This window comes from Hungatella sp. L36 (assembly GCF_014288035.1).
In genome coordinates this window covers 23,932-41,145 of record NZ_JACOPC010000011.1, presented here as the reverse complement: position 1 = coordinate 41,145, position 17,214 = coordinate 23,932, and the positions used below count along the sequence as shown (strand labels likewise).

Annotated in this window: 17 protein-coding genes and 1 tRNA gene; 14 read left to right on the top strand and 4 right to left on the bottom strand. The window is 41.2% G+C overall.

Annotated elements, in window-relative coordinates; genetic code table 11:
* Window positions 1–237: 237 nt before the first annotated feature.
* Window positions 238–930: an iron-sulfur cluster assembly scaffold protein gene (locus tag H8S80_RS22580; RefSeq protein ID WP_002602846.1), complete on the top strand. Its 693-nt coding sequence runs from the start codon at window positions 238–240 to the stop codon at window positions 928–930.
* 85 nt (window positions 931–1,015) lie between these two features.
* On the top strand, window positions 1,016–2,026 hold the full coding sequence (locus tag H8S80_RS22575; RefSeq protein WP_117632343.1) for a GGGtGRT protein: 1,011 nt from the start codon (window positions 1,016–1,018) through the stop codon (window positions 2,024–2,026).
* A 178-nt stretch (window positions 2,027–2,204) separates the two neighbouring features.
* Here H8S80_RS22575 and H8S80_RS22570 read toward each other — a convergent pair whose 3' ends face one another.
* Together H8S80_RS22570 and H8S80_RS22565 are read right to left on the bottom strand one after the other, a co-directional pair.
* Window positions 2,205–3,272, bottom strand: a complete 1,068-nt coding sequence (locus H8S80_RS22570) for a tyrosine-type recombinase/integrase (RefSeq protein WP_117632344.1) — start codon at window positions 3,270–3,272, stop codon at window positions 2,205–2,207.
* A gap of 51 nt (window positions 3,273–3,323) precedes the next feature.
* Window positions 3,324–3,851, bottom strand: coding sequence for a helix-turn-helix domain-containing protein (locus tag H8S80_RS22565; RefSeq protein WP_117632345.1), 528 nt, complete (start codon window positions 3,849–3,851; stop codon window positions 3,324–3,326).
* Between the two features lie 147 nt (window positions 3,852–3,998).
* Here H8S80_RS22565 and H8S80_RS22560 point away from each other — a divergent pair, with 147 nt between their 5' ends.
* The 5 genes from H8S80_RS22560 to H8S80_RS22540 all read left to right on the top strand — a co-directional run bounded on the left by H8S80_RS22560 (window position 3,999) and on the right by H8S80_RS22540 (window position 7,399).
* Window positions 3,999–4,193, top strand: coding sequence for a helix-turn-helix transcriptional regulator (locus tag H8S80_RS22560; RefSeq protein WP_027294645.1), 195 nt, complete (start codon window positions 3,999–4,001; stop codon window positions 4,191–4,193).
* An 11-nt stretch (window positions 4,194–4,204) separates the two neighbouring features.
* A complete protein-coding gene (locus tag H8S80_RS22555) occupies window positions 4,205–4,468 on the top strand; it encodes a hypothetical protein (RefSeq protein WP_027294644.1) in 264 nt (87 codons plus the stop codon).
* Window positions 4,469–4,581: 113 nt separating this feature from the next.
* Entirely contained in the window at window positions 4,582–5,583 is a 1,002-nt protein-coding gene (locus H8S80_RS22550; RefSeq protein WP_117632346.1) for an AAA family ATPase, read from the top strand.
* 300 nt (window positions 5,584–5,883) lie between these two features.
* Window positions 5,884–7,077 (top strand): plasmid recombination protein, encoded by a 1,194-nt coding sequence (locus H8S80_RS22545; RefSeq protein ID WP_117632374.1) that lies wholly within the window; start codon window positions 5,884–5,886, stop codon window positions 7,075–7,077.
* Between the two features lie 19 nt (window positions 7,078–7,096).
* On the top strand, window positions 7,097–7,399 hold the full coding sequence (locus H8S80_RS22540) for a hypothetical protein (protein ID WP_117632347.1): 303 nt from the start codon (window positions 7,097–7,099) through the stop codon (window positions 7,397–7,399).
* A 78-nt stretch (window positions 7,400–7,477) separates the two neighbouring features.
* Here H8S80_RS22540 and H8S80_RS22535 read toward each other — a convergent pair whose 3' ends face one another.
* The gene (locus H8S80_RS22535; RefSeq protein WP_243272845.1) at window positions 7,478–7,780 is read right to left on the bottom strand and encodes a SymE family type I addiction module toxin; all 303 of its coding nucleotides are present in this window, start codon (window positions 7,778–7,780) and stop codon (window positions 7,478–7,480) included.
* 505 nt (window positions 7,781–8,285) lie between these two features.
* On the opposite strand from H8S80_RS22535, the gene H8S80_RS22530 reads away from it, so the two are divergent.
* The 3 genes from H8S80_RS22530 to H8S80_RS22520 all read left to right on the top strand — a co-directional run bounded on the left by H8S80_RS22530 (window position 8,286) and on the right by H8S80_RS22520 (window position 9,982).
* Window positions 8,286–8,498: a helix-turn-helix domain-containing protein gene (locus H8S80_RS22530; RefSeq protein ID WP_117632348.1), complete on the top strand. Its 213-nt coding sequence runs from the start codon at window positions 8,286–8,288 to the stop codon at window positions 8,496–8,498.
* A gap of 118 nt (window positions 8,499–8,616) precedes the next feature.
* A complete protein-coding gene (locus H8S80_RS22525; protein WP_243007922.1) occupies window positions 8,617–9,411 on the top strand; it encodes a TIR domain-containing protein in 795 nt (264 codons plus the stop codon).
* A gap of 58 nt (window positions 9,412–9,469) precedes the next feature.
* Window positions 9,470–9,982: a hypothetical protein gene (locus H8S80_RS22520; protein WP_117632349.1), complete on the top strand. Its 513-nt coding sequence runs from the start codon at window positions 9,470–9,472 to the stop codon at window positions 9,980–9,982.
* A 1,242-nt stretch (window positions 9,983–11,224) separates the two neighbouring features.
* On the opposite strand, the gene H8S80_RS22515 is transcribed toward H8S80_RS22520, so the two are convergent.
* Window positions 11,225–11,296, bottom strand: a tRNA-Glu gene (locus H8S80_RS22515).
* Window positions 11,297–11,805: 509 nt separating this feature from the next.
* Between H8S80_RS22515 and H8S80_RS22510 the strand changes: the two genes are divergently transcribed.
* The 4 genes from H8S80_RS22510 (at window position 11,806) to guaA (ending at window position 16,756) form a co-directional block, all read left to right on the top strand.
* Window positions 11,806–12,672, top strand: a complete 867-nt coding sequence (locus H8S80_RS22510; RefSeq protein WP_117632350.1) for a MerR family transcriptional regulator — start codon at window positions 11,806–11,808, stop codon at window positions 12,670–12,672.
* A 198-nt stretch (window positions 12,673–12,870) separates the two neighbouring features.
* The gene (locus H8S80_RS22505) at window positions 12,871–13,581 is read left to right on the top strand and encodes a TFIIB-type zinc ribbon-containing protein (RefSeq protein WP_147338550.1); all 711 of its coding nucleotides are present in this window, start codon (window positions 12,871–12,873) and stop codon (window positions 13,579–13,581) included.
* Between the two features lie 118 nt (window positions 13,582–13,699).
* Window positions 13,700–14,848, top strand: coding sequence for a M42 family metallopeptidase (locus tag H8S80_RS22500; protein ID WP_117632352.1), 1,149 nt, complete (start codon window positions 13,700–13,702; stop codon window positions 14,846–14,848).
* Between the two features lie 366 nt (window positions 14,849–15,214).
* The gene (gene guaA / locus H8S80_RS22495) at window positions 15,215–16,756 is read left to right on the top strand and encodes a glutamine-hydrolyzing GMP synthase (protein WP_117632353.1); all 1,542 of its coding nucleotides are present in this window, start codon (window positions 15,215–15,217) and stop codon (window positions 16,754–16,756) included.
* The last annotated feature ends 458 nt before the right edge of the window (window positions 16,757–17,214 follow it).

Genomic DNA, 17,214 nt, shown 5'->3' with positions numbered 1-17,214 from the left:
TGTCTTTAGACTTGGGTAATTGACAGATGCTCCTTTGACAGGTGGTTAGTAATTATATGCGTGAGAGGGAAGGAAAAATGATAAATCAGGAGATTTCCCAACCCCCTTGATTTTACAGGGAAATCCAAAAAATGCTTGCGAAATTCGACATTCTGTGAGAGAATATAGCTAAGTATGATGTGATATATTTAACAAAGTACTTTTCACAATTATTACTTATTCGAAAGGAGTTTTAACATGATTTATTCACAGGAAGTAGAAGAGATGTGCACAGTGGCACAGGGCGTTCATCACGGCGCTGCTCCAATCCCAGAAGAAGCAAAATGGGTAAAATCTAAAGAAGTTAAAGATATCTCCGGTTTAACACATGGCGTTGGCTGGTGTGCTCCTCAGCAGGGTGCATGTAAGCTGACTTTAAATGTCAAAGAAGGCATCATTCAGGAAGCACTGGTAGAGACCATCGGATGTTCCGGTATGACTCACTCCGCTGCCATGGCTGCAGAGATTCTGCCAGGTTTAACCGTTTTAGAAGCATTGAACACAGACCTTGTTTGTGACGCAATCAATACAGCAATGAGAGAATTATTCTTACAGATCGCATACGGCAGAACCCAGAGTGCGTTCTCAGAGGATGGACTTCCTGTCGGTGCGGGACTGGAAGACTTAGGAAAGGGACTTCGTTCTCAGGTTGGTACCATGTACGGAACCTTAAAGAAAGGTCCTCGTTACCTTGAAATGGCTGAAGGTTATGTAACCGGTATTGCACTGGATGCTGACGATCAGATCATCGGCTATCAGTTCGTAAGCCTTGGAAAGATGACAGATTTCATCAAGAAGGGCGACGATCCGAATACTGCATGGGAGAAAGCAAAAGGACAGTACGGCCGTGTTGCTGACGCTGTTAAGATCATCGACCCAAGACATGAATAATGGGACAGGACGATAAGTCTACATAGAAATATCGGATTTCCATTTGCAGAATTTGACATAGCCTAATAACAAGGAGGACAAGATAATGGCTTTATTTGAATCATATGAGAGAAGAATTGACAAAATCAATTCCGTTTTAAACAGCTATGGCATCGCTTCGATCGAAGAAGCTGAGAAGATCACTAAAGATGCTGGTTTAGATGTATACAAGCAGGTAGAGGCAATTCAGCCGATCTGTTTTGAGAATGCAAAATGGGCTTACACGGTAGGTGCAGCCATTGCAATTAAAAAAGGCTGCAAGAAAGCTGCTGACGCGGCTGCAGCTATCGGCGAAGGCCTTCAGTCTTTCTGTATCCCGGGTTCCGTTGCTGATCAGCGTAAAGTTGGTTTAGGCCATGGTAACTTAGGAAAGATGTTACTGGAAGAGACCACAGACTGTTTCTGCTTCCTGGCAGGTCATGAGTCCTTCGCAGCAGCAGAAGGCGCAATCGGTATCGCAGAGAAGGCAAACAAGGTTCGTGAGAAACCATTAAGAGTTATCTTAAACGGTTTAGGAAAAGATGCCGCTCAGGTTATTTCCAGAATCAACGGCTTTACTTACGTAGAGACCGAGATGGATTACTACAAAGGCGAAGTAAAAGAACTGTGGAGAAAGTCCTATTCTGAAGGCTTAAGAGCAAAGGTTAACTGCTACGGCTCCAACGACGTAACAGAAGGCGTTGCAATCATGTGGAAGGAAGGCGTTGACGTTTCCATCACTGGTAACTCCACCAACCCAACCAGATTCCAGCATCCGGTTGCAGGTACTTACAAGAAAGAATGTAATGAGAAGGGCAAAAAGTACTTCTCTGTTGCTTCCGGCGGTGGTACAGGACGTACACTTCACCCGGACAACATGGCAGCAGGTCCTGCTTCCTACGGTATGACAGATACTATGGGACGTATGCACTCTGACGCACAGTTCGCAGGTTCTTCCTCCGTTCCGGCTCACGTTGAGATGATGGGTCTGATCGGTGCAGGAAATAACCCGATGGTTGGTATGACTGTTGCTGTTGCTGTTTCGATTGAGGAAGCGGCGAAGGAAGGGAAATTCTAAGAAAAGCCCATTTTATAAGGGGTTCAGAAGTTGTGAGTTGTGCTGAAAAGTGTTGAAAATGAGTGTGTAGAACACAAGTAGCGCACACGTAGCACACAAGCGTAGCGCACAAAGATAAGAATTAAAATGTTAGTGTATAAGAGATGTTTTTCAGGGTGAACGCCTTGTGAAACATCTCTTATTTTGTTATCTTGCATATTTCCTTTTGGAGTTGCTCCATTGTCCTGTGGGTATAAGTTTTTTCTGTAATATCTGTTATGGCATGACCGACAATGAGTTTTAGTATGTATTCGTCTACATGACATTCTTTAGCTTTTGTGATAAAAGTATGTCTGGTTTCATGCGGTCGGTGGGTCAGCTTCAAGCGTTTCATGGCTTTTACGAATCTGCCCCGATATTTGTCATAGGTCATGTAGGTTCCATGTTGTCCATTATCATCATTAAACAGAAATTCATTTTCTGGCGAGATGCGTTTTTCAATGAGAGGGTAGATAAGAGGGTGAATTGGTACAACACGGTTTTTACCTGCGTCTGTTTTCATGCCGCCTTTCATGGTGCTGGCTTCAAGGTCAATATCTGCTGTCTTTAAGGATGCTAATTCCTGTGGGCGCCAGCCGCTGTAAATTCCTATTAAAATCATATCCACAAAAGGAACCTCATTTACGTTATCCCAGAGCAGGTTAATTTCTTCTGTTGTAAAGGGAATGACTTCTTTTTCTGGTGCTTCCCGTTTGACTGCGTTACAAAGCTGTGCATAGTCCTTTTGGACAATCTCATGTTTCATTGCGTAACGGTACATCATATTAAATAATGATTTAATCCTGCCTTTTGTGGCACTTCCTACATCTGCGTCACGTATGGTTCCCTCTAAATGCTCCACGCGAATATCTTTCATACGCATTTTATAGAGGGGAGTACAATATTTATAGGCGGCTTGGACAGTGCGTACACTTGACATGGTTGAGAGTGTGGGAAAATAGTCTTTACTCCACAATTCGTATACATCTTCAAAGGTAACAGAGTTGGTCTGAATATCATAGGGGCTGGAATTATAGTTTGCAATGGCTTGTATCGCTTCATCTCTGGTGTGATAATAGCCGATTGTCACCCGGTTTTGCACCAGCTTCCCTTTTTCATCATTGTATGCCCAACCGTTTGTAACGACTGCCCGCCACGGATTGCGGCGTTTGCCTGATAGTTTGTAGACGCTTCCTGTTCCATTTGCTCTTTGTAATGCTTTTGCCATACAATCACCCTTTCTATTAGTATTCTGTTTTCAAGGAACATTTGTTGAAAATTAATCTTCGGGCTTTTCTTCCAGCATAGTAGCAGAATAATAAGCAAGGTCTTTGTCCTGTAATTCCTTATACCGTTTTGCACTGATACGGTTATTCTTAAAATCTTCCCTGTACTCTGCAAATTCTTCCAGAAATAGGCACATATCTGCATTGAAATCTGCTGACTTGTCTTTACCATTGAATGTAATAGAACACTCCCATTCGTCATAATGGGGAGGGCGTTTCACATCAATATTGAAATTCAAGCCCTTTACTCTGTCCAATTTGAAAAGGAAGTCCATAATATCTGAAAGACTAAGGATATTCTTTTCGTCATGCTCATAGCCAATCAGAAAAGTAGATGTGGTATCAAGCACCTTTGCCAACTCGTTAATCATGGCAATGGAAACTTCAATTTCTCCGCTTTCATATTTTTGTATGGTGCGGAGCGATTTCCCTAAAAGGTTTGCTAACTCTGTCTGATTGATACCTTTCTGTTTTCTGGCTGCCCGGATTCTCTGTCCGATATTATTTTGATTATCTATCATTTGTTCACCTCCACCCTTATCATATCATATAAAAATACGAATTACAAGTACATATATTTGAAAAAAATAACTTGACATATGAAAAATAGATACGTATAATAAAATATGTATTTAAAGTGCATATTTTAAAATTAAAGGAGGAAAACAATGAGATTAAACGAAACAAAAATGCAGATTAAAATGGGAGAACAGGAAATGAATATTCGTATGTTAGCGGAAAAGAGTGGAGTATCCAGACAGACAATTTCTTGTATCAAGGCAGGAAAGAGCTGTTCTCCGGTGGTAGCGTACAAATTAGCGGAAGCTCTTGGAATGAGCATGGAAGAAATTTTGAATCAGTAGGGAGGGATTTTATGGAGAGAATCCGGTACTATGTAGAATTACCAGAGTTTAAAGGTCGGAATGTACCAATAGCAGAAATCGCAAAAGCAATCGGGAAAGACGCTCAATACATACGATATGGATTGCAAAAAGGGATATTTACATTCGGTTATGCTGTTAAGCTGGAAAATTCATCAGAGTACAATTACTACTGTCCAGACCGCAAGGTATGGGAAGAAACCGGATATTTTAAGCCGGAAGAAGAAACCAAAGATAATGAAAAAACCCTTGCTTAGCAGGCAAGAGTTTTTAATGGTAAACGGGCAAGCCGCCGATACCATATCTCACAAGTTAAGTATACAGGCGGCTTCTCCAAAAATCAACTGAAAATTTGAAAAGGGGTGCCAATATGGAAGAAAAGAAGAAAACAGAATTAAAGATTATAAATATGGCTGATGTACAAGAGGAAGAAGTGGAATGGCTTCTTTATCCGCTGATTCCTTTTGGTAAGGTCACGATTATTCAGGGAGACCCCGGCGAGGGTAAAACAACACTTGCCCTACAAGTAATTGCAAAGCTGACCCGTGGGGAAGCGGTACTTCCTTTTGACGAACCGGGGGCTGGGATTGAAAGTAAGGAAGAAGCAGAATCAGATAGACAACCTGTGAATGTTCTGTACCAGACAGCGGAGGACGGTCTGGGAGATACCATTAAGCCACGTTTAAATGCGGCAGGAGCAGATTGTTCAAGAGTATTGGTGATTGATGATAAAGAAAAAGCATTGACTATGATGGATTCCCGTCTGGAAGAAGCAATTATTGAAACGGGTGCCAGATTGGTGGTGCTTGACCCAATACAAGGTTATTTAGGTGCTGACGTTGATATGCACCGGGCGAATGAAATAAGACCCGTAATGAAGCGGATTTCTACATTAGCTGAAAAGTATCACTGTGCGATTGTGTTAATCGGTCATATGAATAAAGCCAGCGGAGGAAAATCGTCTTATCGTGGTCTTGGCTCCATTGATTTTCAAGCGGCGGCTAGAAGCGTTTTAATTGTTGGCAGGATAAAAGATGACCCGGAAATCAGGGTAGTTTGTCAGGTGAAAAGTTCGCTGGCACCAGAAGCAAAACCGATAGCTTTTCGATTGGATAAGCAGAATGGATTTGAATGGACAGGAGAATATGACATCAATGTAGATGATTTACTCTCTGGTGATTGCAGAGGTCAGAAATCAAAAGGTGCAAAGGAGTTTTTAAAAGAAATTTTGGCAGATGGACAAATGGCTTGCAAGGATATTGAGGAAGAAGCAAAAGACCGTGGAATCCGAAAAAAGACATTATGGAATGCTAAAAAGGAATTAAATGTTGATTCCATAAAAATAGGGAATCAGTGGTATTGGACATTGTAAAAAAGAAGATGGCAAGATTGCCATATCTATAGGAATAGGGAATCTTGCTACCTTGATTATGTTGAACTTGTTATGACGACAGGGCGGACAGAAAAAACGGCTGTGAAGCCGTGGGCGGCGTTAGCCGGACAGCTCTCGGCAGGGCGCAAAACCTGCTTGCAGGTCTGCATTTTTGATAGGGAACCTGTCAAAAGTGCTTTTGCGTTACTTTCGTCGAAAGTAACAAAGCTATGGCGGCTTAAATGCCGCCCGTATTGTCCGACTGAAAGGAGGAGATTCATGGAACGCACAATCAGCGGCATGATGGGAAAAGGTTCACTCACCCATAACAGGAGAGCATTTACAGCAGAAAATGTTGACGCTGAACGGACAAAAAATAATATTGAGTATTGCAATGAAAGTTTAAAACAAGTATACCATACTTTGTTTGATGAAGCAGTCAACCGATATAATGTGAAGCAAACACGAAAAGACCGTATGATTGAAAATTACTACGATAAAATTAGAACAGGTAAACAAGAAAAACTTTTCTATGAAGCAGTATTCCAGATTGGAAACAAAGATGATATGAATGTAAGAGGGGAACATGGAGAGCTTGCAAAACAGATATTAGATGAATTTATGCAGGATTTTCAAAAAAGGAATCCTAACTTATATGTGTTCTCTGCTCACCTACATCTTGACGAAGAAACACCTCATTTACATATAGACTTTGTACCATATACGACAGGGAGCAAACGGGGATTAGATACCAGAGTATCCTTAAAACAGGCATTAAAAATGCAAGGCTTTGAGGGAAGCAACAGGCAGGAAACAGAATGGAATCTATGGATAGAATCAGAGAAACAACAGCTATCTTCTGTCATGGAACGGCATGGAATCCAATGGTTGAAATTGGGAACACACCGGAAGCATTTAAGTGTACTCAATTTTGAGAAACAAGAGCGTCAAAAGGAAGTCTTGCAATTAGATAAACAAATTGAGGAAGCGTCACATAAGATTATCATTACAGAAAAACAGGTTCAGGCAAAAAAGGCGGAAGTAATACAGGCTGAAAAAGAGTTGACTAAAATGGTTTCCAATCGGGTGAAAGTAGAAAAAAATATTCAGACAATTCAAAATGACAAAGAGTGGCAGTTACCAGAGCCGACAACTCTAATGAGTGCGAAAGCGTATAAAGATAAGAAAGCGGAGCCGCTTGTTACCAGATTAAAAGAAGTATTGCAGACAATCATGATAAATAATTTTGATTTAAACCGTAAATTAGAATCAGCAGGAAAGCGGCTGAATCAGATACGACAACAGATAAAGCGTCTGGAAAACCGTTTGGAATCTGTGGAGCAGGAAAATGATGTGTTAAAGGTAGAAAATCGTGATTTAAAGCGGCTTAAAATGGTTTTAGGAGAGGAAAAGGTTATTTCTATCCTTGAACACCAAAAAGCGGCAGAAATCTCTGATAACAAGCTTAAAAGCAGGAACGGAATGGAAAGGTAGGTACTTCACTGTGACAGAAATGGAAAAGAAAATTATAGTTCGCTTATGTGCAAAAATATTACAATATGTCAATCTTTCAGAAGATAAGGAAGCAGATAATTTGATTCAATGGGTTATTACAAGCAATAGTCTGAAAGAGAACAATAATGAAATACGCAAGGTAACTGCTGATTACAAAAAAGTACAGCCAGAGGTATATAGTGGGATTCGGGAAGCATTAAAAGCAAATCAGGAAATATACAAAAAGCGGAATGAGTTATACGAAAAGCAACAGGATTTAAAAGGAAAGCTGTTCAAAATTGAAAGAGATTTAGAACGCTAGAGAGAAAGGCAAATAATAAAAACCACCGGAGCAGTATAACATATTTCTGCTTCGGTGGTTTTTGACAGACATTATTTATTAGGGATTTTCATTGTTAAGAATGACCAGCTTATTTTGAAAACATTCAACAGAGATATGGGAACCGATAGGAAAACCGAAATCCTCTACCCATTTTCCTTGTAAAGAAATTTTGGGTATAGAGGTCTGATAGCCAGAAGCTTCTTGAACTTTCAGATTTCTGGTTGAATTATCACGTGTTTCATATGATATATTTGTGCTTATATTGAAGTGCTGTAAAATAGTGAATATTCTGGCAAGCATGGTATCATGCCCCAACCTACAAGGTTCAGTAAAATCAATATGACCTTGCCAATTCCCCATTTTTTGGACTTCATATATTAGCAATGGTTTATTACAAGTTACAAATTCCGCTAACATGCAAAGATTATTTAGTTGATAGAGAGAATCTACAATGGAATAAAATTCCCGGTCATTTAAACTTTTCTTAGAATAAAAATTCTGAAAGTCTGTGTCATTTGACATCATAAGAAAGCGGAAATTTTCAATAAAATTCCGTTGCTTGTCTTTTGATTCTAGTTTCTCATATTCCCTTGTTATGTAGTGGGAAAGATTTTTTTCAATTTCAAATATAGGTATCACCGCCTTTGTATAATATAGTTGAACTTTATAAAAATTTAATAATTAGACATCACCTCACCTGAAACACAAAAATATATTTAATATCACATTTATAATTGTGATTATACATGGCACAATGTGAAAAGTCAACACCTTATTGTAAAAAATAAATTAGAAAACACATGACACTTTGATTTTTCACATTTATTCGTGTATAATCTTTGTAAAAGTAAAACGAGGTGATTGTATGGCTATGGCTTCTAAAATCCGTATTCTTCTGATAGAAAGAAACATGAAGATTAAGGACTTGGCGGAAAAGCTTGGATATAGTGGAAATAATTTGAGTAATAAATTGAGAGATGATAATTTTTCTGAAAAAGAATTGAGAAAGATTGCAGAGTTGCTGGATTGTGACTTTGACGCTACATTTACTTTGAGAGATACGGGAAAAATTATTTAAGACGGCAGAAATTTGTCTTGTTAAACGTTTTATAACGTGATGTTAACATCACGGTAATATAATAATTAATAAAGAAATGGTGGTACAGTCCCGATTGAGTGAAGGAAAGGAGAACCTTATGAAAAATTTTAATATAACTAAAATACAGTTGATGGGAATAATAGAGAATATAGATAATTACACAGATGAACCAAGTATAAGAGTGCCAAATACTACACTTAGAGAGGGACTAGCACAAAATAATCTTACTTTTGATTTATTAGAATATTGTTGTGATACCATAGCTAAATGGTACACTAAAAATTTATCTGAGATACATAATAATGAATATGTTTTTAATAAAGATGTTCATGAAGATAATGTATATTTAATTAATTCTATTAAAAAAGATATTGAGCAGAATAGAAAAGAGTACATGGAATTACTGATTTCTCCACGTATAAAACAAGAAAATCCAACTATTAGTGCTAATGAAATATTTGTTGTACATGGTCACGATGATGGACTAAAAAATGAAGTAGCTCGATTTTTGGAAAAGATGACTTTTAAACCAATGATTTTACATGAACAAGCCAGTTCTGGAGATACTATTATTGAAAAAATAGAAAGATATTCAAATGTTGGGTTCGGTATAGTACTGTACACTCCTTGTGATATAGGTAATGTCTCAAGTTCTCCAGAAACACTTAATGCTAGAGCAAGGCAAAATGTGGTTTTTGAGCATGGCTATCTTATCGGCAAACTTGGAAGAAAAAATGTAGTTGCTCTTGTAAAAGGAGATATAGAAAAGCCTAACGATATATCAGGTGTTGTTTATATAAATTATACTATGGGTGATGGGTGGAAAACTGATATAGCTAAAGAATTAAATGCTGCTGGTTATCATATAGATTTTAATAAAATATTTGAATAGATTTTATTTGTCTTATTTGTTGATTTCAGAATTATTACAGATAAAAGAATGGGAAAAGATGAACGAAAACGCTAATATACATAAAGAAATATACGATATAGAATATAAGGAAAAGGTAAAAAGAGAACTTACTAAATGTTTGAAAAAGGCTGGCGAAGAATTATATTTGCTTGACAAAAATTTGATTTGTGATAATAACTTTATAGATATTCACGCTCATGAACGAAGTATTTGTTTTAAATTTGGTCTATACTTAAATAAATATTTAGATTCTAATAATTTATTGAAAAAATATGATTTAGATGCAGAGTATAATAGAGATATTGAAGGGTTTAAACGTTTAGCTAATAGACCTAATGGGTGTTATCCAGATTTGATTTTACATAAGCGGGGAAGTAATGAGAACAACATTTTGATAATAGAGTGTAAGGGTTGGTGGGCTGACGATAAAGATATTGAAGAAGATAAAGAGAAGATAATTGCATTTTTAAATTCTGAGAGATATAAGTATATGTTCGGATTACTAATAATATTTAATAGGGAAAATATAGTTTTTAATTGGATTGATTAATATCTCGTGTATGGTTGAGTGGTGAGCAGTAGTGCACAGTAGCACACACATAGCGCACAAACACCCCTAAAACCCTTGAAAACCCGCCCCTCACCGTTTCTATTGAGGAAGCTGCGAAGGCTGGGAAATTTTAATAAAATGCTTACGGAATAAGGCTTTTTAAAGATTTAGGAAATGTTTGGTGGTTGGATTAAAAAATTGATAATTACTAAACTATTGACATTTTCTATTTTTTGGCGTAACATGATGTTAGCAGAGAAAAGCGGTTGTGTCCACTGGACGCAAAGCGAAACCCCAAGGAGTTGCACCTCCTTGGGGTTTCTTTTCCCTTTTGAAGAGGAATAACTTAGGCAGACTGTTGGTTATTTATCCCCGTCCAACCATTTACAAATATAGTAGCAAACTATACCTGCCACAACAGAGATAAGAAAAGCGGTTATGTATTGCACTGGTCGCACCTCCTTCCTGCTGGAAAGAGTCAACAGCAATTTTATTATATCGCTTTGATAGAAGGCTGTCTATTGCTTTATATACTAAAATCCACAAAGTGTTCTGAGCAGTAATCAGAACGGCAGAGTAGCACACTCATAGCGCACAAACACCCCTAAAACCCTTGTAAATCCAGCCTTCACAGTTTCTATTGAGAAGAGGCATAGGCTGGGGAATTCTAATTTTATAGAGTATAAAAAAATAAAAAGTGCCGTAACCATGAGGGGGTGCGGCGCTTTTTTTTATAACGGATCAGTGAAAAAGCAATAAAACAGTATGAAAATGTATGGAAATTTGCCAGTAACTAATACGTAACGAATACGTAACTTACCGGTAACTAACAGTGGTAACTAACAAACAGACTGCCCAAAAGCCGCCTTTTATATGGAGTGTAGGCGGATCCGACAAATGCAGCTGCACCGTAGTTATTTTATTTTCACTATTTCAACCATTAATTATTTTTCATATCGGGATGTGTGTAACGTTTATCGGATTACATCTACAATCTCGTGCCCCGTAAGTTATTTACGGACCAGAACGTCTATGTGTGCTTCCATTGCCCGGGGAGAGAAGGTATGCGAAGGTAATGCCGTGGGCACCGAAGAAAAGCATGAGTGAGGCAGGAAGGGTACTGAACAATTCAAATTCAATATCATTACAAAATGACGGCAACTGTCCGCCAAATATTTTTTATCATATTATAAACCTTTCTAAGAAACAAAAAAACCTTCCTGATATTCAGAAAGGTTTTCATGACCTATCCGGGAATCGAACCCGGGTTTCCGCCGTGAGAGGGCGGCGTCTTAGCCGCTTGACCAATAGGCCTTATCTGTCGTTTCCGACAACTTCCTTATAATACCATAGGAAATTGGATTTGTCCAGATAAATTTCAAAAAAATATGAAAAAAATTTTAGACTGTAAAAAACACCCCATAAATTAGGTTGAGCCGGCAAGGTGACATTACGTCAACCCCGCCGACTTAGTGGAAACATATGTAGGAAGCGCTCTGACTGCTTAATTCGATTTCCTATGTTTATAATATTATCATACTGGAAAAATGTAACAGAAATTTGGCCGCAACGTAAAAAGATTATGAAATTTATTAAGGGTTTCTAACGAATTATGAAGTTTGTATCTTTTTGGCATAAAACAGAGGGGAGTATCGTCAATTTTATAAGAAAATTTGAAGTTTATAAGAAAATTTGAAAAAAGTATTGACTATCACGCATGGTGATAGTGTAAAGTGAGAGTCAGAGATGAGGTCCCCGGTTCCTTCCAACGCCGGCAGGAGGGGCAGGAGAACCGAACCGGGCAGTAAAGGAAGGTGAGAATTATGATGACTGTTAAACAGGTTTCCACATTGACGGGTGTCAGTGTTCGGACGCTCCAGTTTTATGACGAGATCGGCCTGTTTCAGCCGACGGAAATGACGGAAGCAGGATACAGGCTGTATGATGAACATGCATTGGAAGTACTGCAGCAGATCCTGTTTTTTAAGGAACTGGACTTTACGCTGAAGGAAATCAAAGCGATTATGGAAAACCCGCAATTTAATAAAGCAGCCGCATTCGAAAAGCAGAGGGAGCTGATTCAACTGAAACGCGACAGATTGAATGGTATGCTGGAGTTACTCGATAAATTAATTCATGGAGAAATGTGTATGGACTTTAAAGAGTTTGATATGAGCGAATATTTTCAGGCTTTAAGTGAGTTTAAAGCAACACATACGGATGAGATTATAAAACAGATTGGAAGTATGGAGCAGTTTGACGAAATGCTAAGCGCGCTGCAGTCGCATGAAGATGAGATTGCCAGCCAGGCAGTCAGGCAGTATGGCAGCATTGAGAATTATACAAAGGCAATGAAGGAAGGTTTTCAGAAATATTTGTCTGAAGGACCGGCTGTTTCAGAGACAGAAGTGACTGGGATTATGGAGCAAACGGAGCTGTTGACGAAACGCCTTACGGCCGACCTAAGCAGAGATACCGCATCTCCGGAAGTACAGAAGGCGGTAAGCAATTTAATTGCTTTTTGCGAAGAAACCAATAAAGGAATTGATATGGGAGAGAATTACTGGTCTTTTACGGCGGAATCCTATCAATCCAATCCCATATATATCGAGGTGAACGACCAGAAATACGGGGTGGGAGCCTCAAAATTTATCGGAAATGCAATTAAAGAGTATTTAGACAGAAGATAGATCAGGTGAATGTTAAAACAGAATAAACGTTATTTCAAATGCTGCCTTTGGAGGAGTTCGTCTCTGCCTGGGGTGGCATTTGTTCTGTATTTACATATACGGAGCAGCAACTTTCCGCACAAGATAGGAAAATTATTCGTTTCATGTTATAATTTTTCCATAGATACAGACGGATTTTATGAGGAGAGAGGGAATTTAATGGAGACAATTATCTGCGGACATTGCGGTGCACCGGTGTTTTACGACGACGGGCTGGGGTACGGAGTTTGTGAATACTGTGGTTCTATCATAAAGGACAGGGAAGACGCGGGCGAAAACCGGACGAATCTGGACAGGGAAGTCAGCTATATTATGGAAGTGAAGCCGTATGCATGGGAATACAAACTGCTTTTTGCAGTTCTGGACTCTGGCCTGCAGAAGGCCGGCAGCCTCAAACAGGAAATGTTCCGTCCTCTGCTCCTCACCGATGAGGCCGCAAAAGAGGAGATCCTGCGGTATGTGAAGTGGATCACTGGCAAGCTGGAGAAGCTTCAGGAGTACACAGAACCGCTCCACCGCATTTTTAAGGTTGAATTACCGGAGGCAATGGGACCGCCCGGACAGCCTGGCGATGAAACAAAGCTGGTAAATACCGCAAATCGTATCGGGAGCGTTTATACAGGCCTTATTTACTGGGGATTGGAATTCCAGACCGACGCAACACCCAATAATTTGAAGGGGTTAGCGTTGGAGGCGAGGGGCATGGCCGGATCAATTCTGGAGGATATCGAACACTTTTGCTACCAGGGCAGGAATCATTTTGCAGGTCTTCAGCCTGGCATGAAGGTGCCGCAGGATACCAGTCTTGTCCTGCGGGAACTGAAGATGGAGCAATTTATGGGTGAGCTTAAGAAACTGGGCGTTCTGTAGCAGTGAGCCAATCAGATGGATAGATAGAAAAATGGAAAGATAGAGTAATAGAAAGATAAAGTAATAGAAAGATGGAGAAATAAATTGATAGAGTAATAGAGGAAAGAGGAGAAGCAGCATGATTGATTTAAAGATTCTGGAAGAACTGTCCAATGCGTTCGGTCCCAGCGGTTTTGAGGAAGACGTGGTCAGAGTGATAAAAAAATATTGTAGTGGAATGGCCTTTCGAAATGATGCAATGCACAATGTATACACAGAACTGAAGCCAACGGCTCTTACGGCCGGGACTGGGGACAATAATGAGATTCATGAGAAGCCATCATTTTCATCCGACAGACGTCCGGTGCTGATGCTGGATGCCCATCTCGATGAATGCGGATTCATGATTCAGTCTATTATGGAAAATGGTCTTATGAGCATCGTAACACTCGGCGGTTTTCACCTTACCAGCCTTCCGGCCCACTCGGTTATTGTGAGAACGGCAGAAGGAAAAATGCACAGAGGTATTACCACGTCGAAACCGGTTCATTTTCTGACACCGGAGCAGAAGGCGGACAACAGCCTGAGGATCGAGGATATCCTGATTGATGTGGGCGCGTGCAGCCGGGAAGAGGTGCTTGCTGTGTACGGAATCCGTCCGGGCGACCCCGTTGTTCCGGATGTGGCGTATGAATATCATGAGGAAAACGGCATCTGCTTTGGAAAGGCATTTGACAACCGCCTGGGATGCTTCTGTATCATAGAAACTATGAAGGCTCTGATGGAGGAGGAAGACCGCCTGGCGGCCAGAGTCGTGGGTGCGTTTGCGGCCCAGGAAGAGGTGGGAACCAGGGGGGCTGTGGTGACTGCTCAGCAGGTGAGGCCTGATCTGGCTATCGTGTTTGAGGGCTCACCTGCCGATGATCCCTATTTCCAGGCGGGAATTGCGCAGGGAGTGATGAGAGGCGGTGTACAAATCCGCCATCTGGATAACAGCTACGTATCGAACCCGGCGTTTATCCGGTACGCGCATGAGGTCGGAGAGAAATTAGGAATTCCCTGTCAGGATGCTGTTCGGAGAGGCGGCAGCACAAACGCAGGGAAGATCAGTCTGACCGGTCAGGCGGTTCCGGTTCTGGTGCTGGGAATTCCTTCCCGATACGTGCACAGCCATTATAACTTCTGTGCGAAATCAGATATTGAGGCGGCCGTATCCATGGCAGTGGAAGTGATCCGCGGCCTGAATGTGGAAAATATGAAGCGGATTTTCAGACAGGACGTGATTTGATAGTATGGTGCCATATGCGTACCTAATCGGGAAAATGTACGCCATGGGCGGAGAAAAGCGTGTCAAACGATTGGATTTTGTGTCAAAGAAACGGGATTTTGAGGAGTGGGAGTCGTTTATTTTTCACAGCTTTTTCTGAGGACGCGAGAAAATACTTGTCAAGGCTTTTCCGATAGAATATAATATCATGGAAAGAGCTGTTGCAGAAATCGGTTAAGATGCATGCAACAGCCTTTCATCTTCATTTGCAATTTTTGTTTTTTATTGCAGGAATGCGGGAATGCTAAAGATAAAGCGGCTTATGTCCGGTTTTTTTCATTTCCGGCGTTCGTGATACCGTACATGATTATTATAGGAGGAATATCCGTGGAAAGAGAAATGATTATTGTTCTGGATTTCGGTGGTCAGTACAACCAGCTGATTGCCAGACGAGTCAGAGAATGCAATGTTTACTGTGAGGTTCATCCATACACACTGGGACTGGATAAGATCAGGGAAATGAATCCGAAGGGAATCATTTTCACCGGAGGCCCTAATAGTGTATACAAGGAGGAGTCCCCGCATTGTGAAAAAGAAATCTTTGAGATGGGAATTCCGATCCTTGGAATCTGTTATGGTTCTCAGTTGATGGCTCATATGCTGGGCGGAAGCGTTGCGACGGCTCCAGTCAGCGAATATGGCAAGACGGAAGTGGATACAGAGGCGGACAGCCGGATCCTCGATTCCGTGAGCCCGAAAACGGTCTGCTGGATGAGCCATACAGATTATATAGAAAAAGCCCCGGAAGGCTTCAAGGTTACCGCTCACACACCGGTCTGCCCGGTGGCAGGCATGGAATGTGAGGAGCGCGGTCTCTATGCGGTTCAGTTCCATCCGGAGGTTATGCACACACAGGAAGGCATGAAGATGCTGTCCAATTTCGTATACAACGTCTGTAAATGTTCCGGGGACTGGAAGATGGATTCCTTCGTTGAATCTTCCATACAGTCTATCCGCGAAAAAGTCGGCAGCGGCAAGGTGCTCTGTGCTCTGTCCGGCGGAGTGGATTCTTCCGTAGCAGCCGTTATGCTGGCGAAAGCAGTTGGAAAACAGCTGACCTGCGTATTTGTAGATCATGGTCTTCTGCGCAAGGATGAAGGCGACGAGGTGGAGGCTGTCTTTGGCCCCAATGGCCCTTATGATTTGAATTTTATCCGCGTCAACGCCCAGGAACGTTTCTATGAGAAACTGAAAGGGGCGGAGGAGCCGGAGCAGAAGAGAAAGATCATAGGAGAAGAGTTTATCCGTGTATTTGAAGATGAAGCAAAGAAGATCGGCACGGTGGATTATTTCGTGCAGGGTACCATTTACCCGGATGTGATCGAGTCAGGACTTGGAAAGTCAGCCGTGATCAAGTCTCACCACAACGTGGGCGGACTTCCGGAGCATGTGGATTTTAAGGAGATCATCGAGCCGCTGCGCCTTCTGTTTAAGGATGAGGTAAGAAAGGCCGGTCTGGAACTTGGAATTCCGGAGTATTTGGTTTACCGCCAGCCGTTCCCGGGCCCGGGCCTGGGCGTGCGTATCATCGGCGAGATCACACCGGACAAGGTAAAAATCGTTCAGGAAGCCGATGCAATCTACCGCGAGGAGATTGCAAAAGCCGGAGTCGATAAGGGACTCGGCCAGTATTTCGCAGCGCTGACGAATATGCGGTCGGTTGGCTGCATGGGTGATGAGAGAACGTACGATTATGCCGTTGTACTGAGAGCTGTGCTTACATCTGATTTTATGACTGCGGAGTCGGCAGAACTTCCGTGGGAGGTCCTGGGAACTGTGACCAGGAGAATTGTCAATGAAGTGAAGGGCGTGAACCGGGTGCTTTATGATTGTACGGGGAAGCCGCCGGCTACGATTGAATTTGAATAATAGATATGTTCCCGGGAACCCAGTAAAATCAAGGGGCCCCGGGATTTTTTGCCCATCCGGTACGAAAACGGTACGCATTATTCCGGAAACTAATACTGTCTTAAAGAAGTCAGGCAGAGCAGAAAAAAGACGATATAATATGCCCAGCTGCGCATTATCCCCATCAGCCTCTATCTAAGTTTGAGGAGCGCTCCCGGAAACGTTAATAGAATGACTATTTACGGAGGCCATTTATATCGTCTGGCTCTGCTTTGGCTCTAGTTATTTGAAAACTAATATATTTTTAAACGTGTATCACTATTTTGTACCGTACAACTTCATTAATCTGTGTTTATGAAAATAGCATACCGGCATTAAAGTCTCAATATGTCGACGCGATCCATATGCCAGCATAATCCAGACACCAGATCAGTAAATCATAAGCTTCCCCTATATCAAAGATTAACCGGAATCGGCAC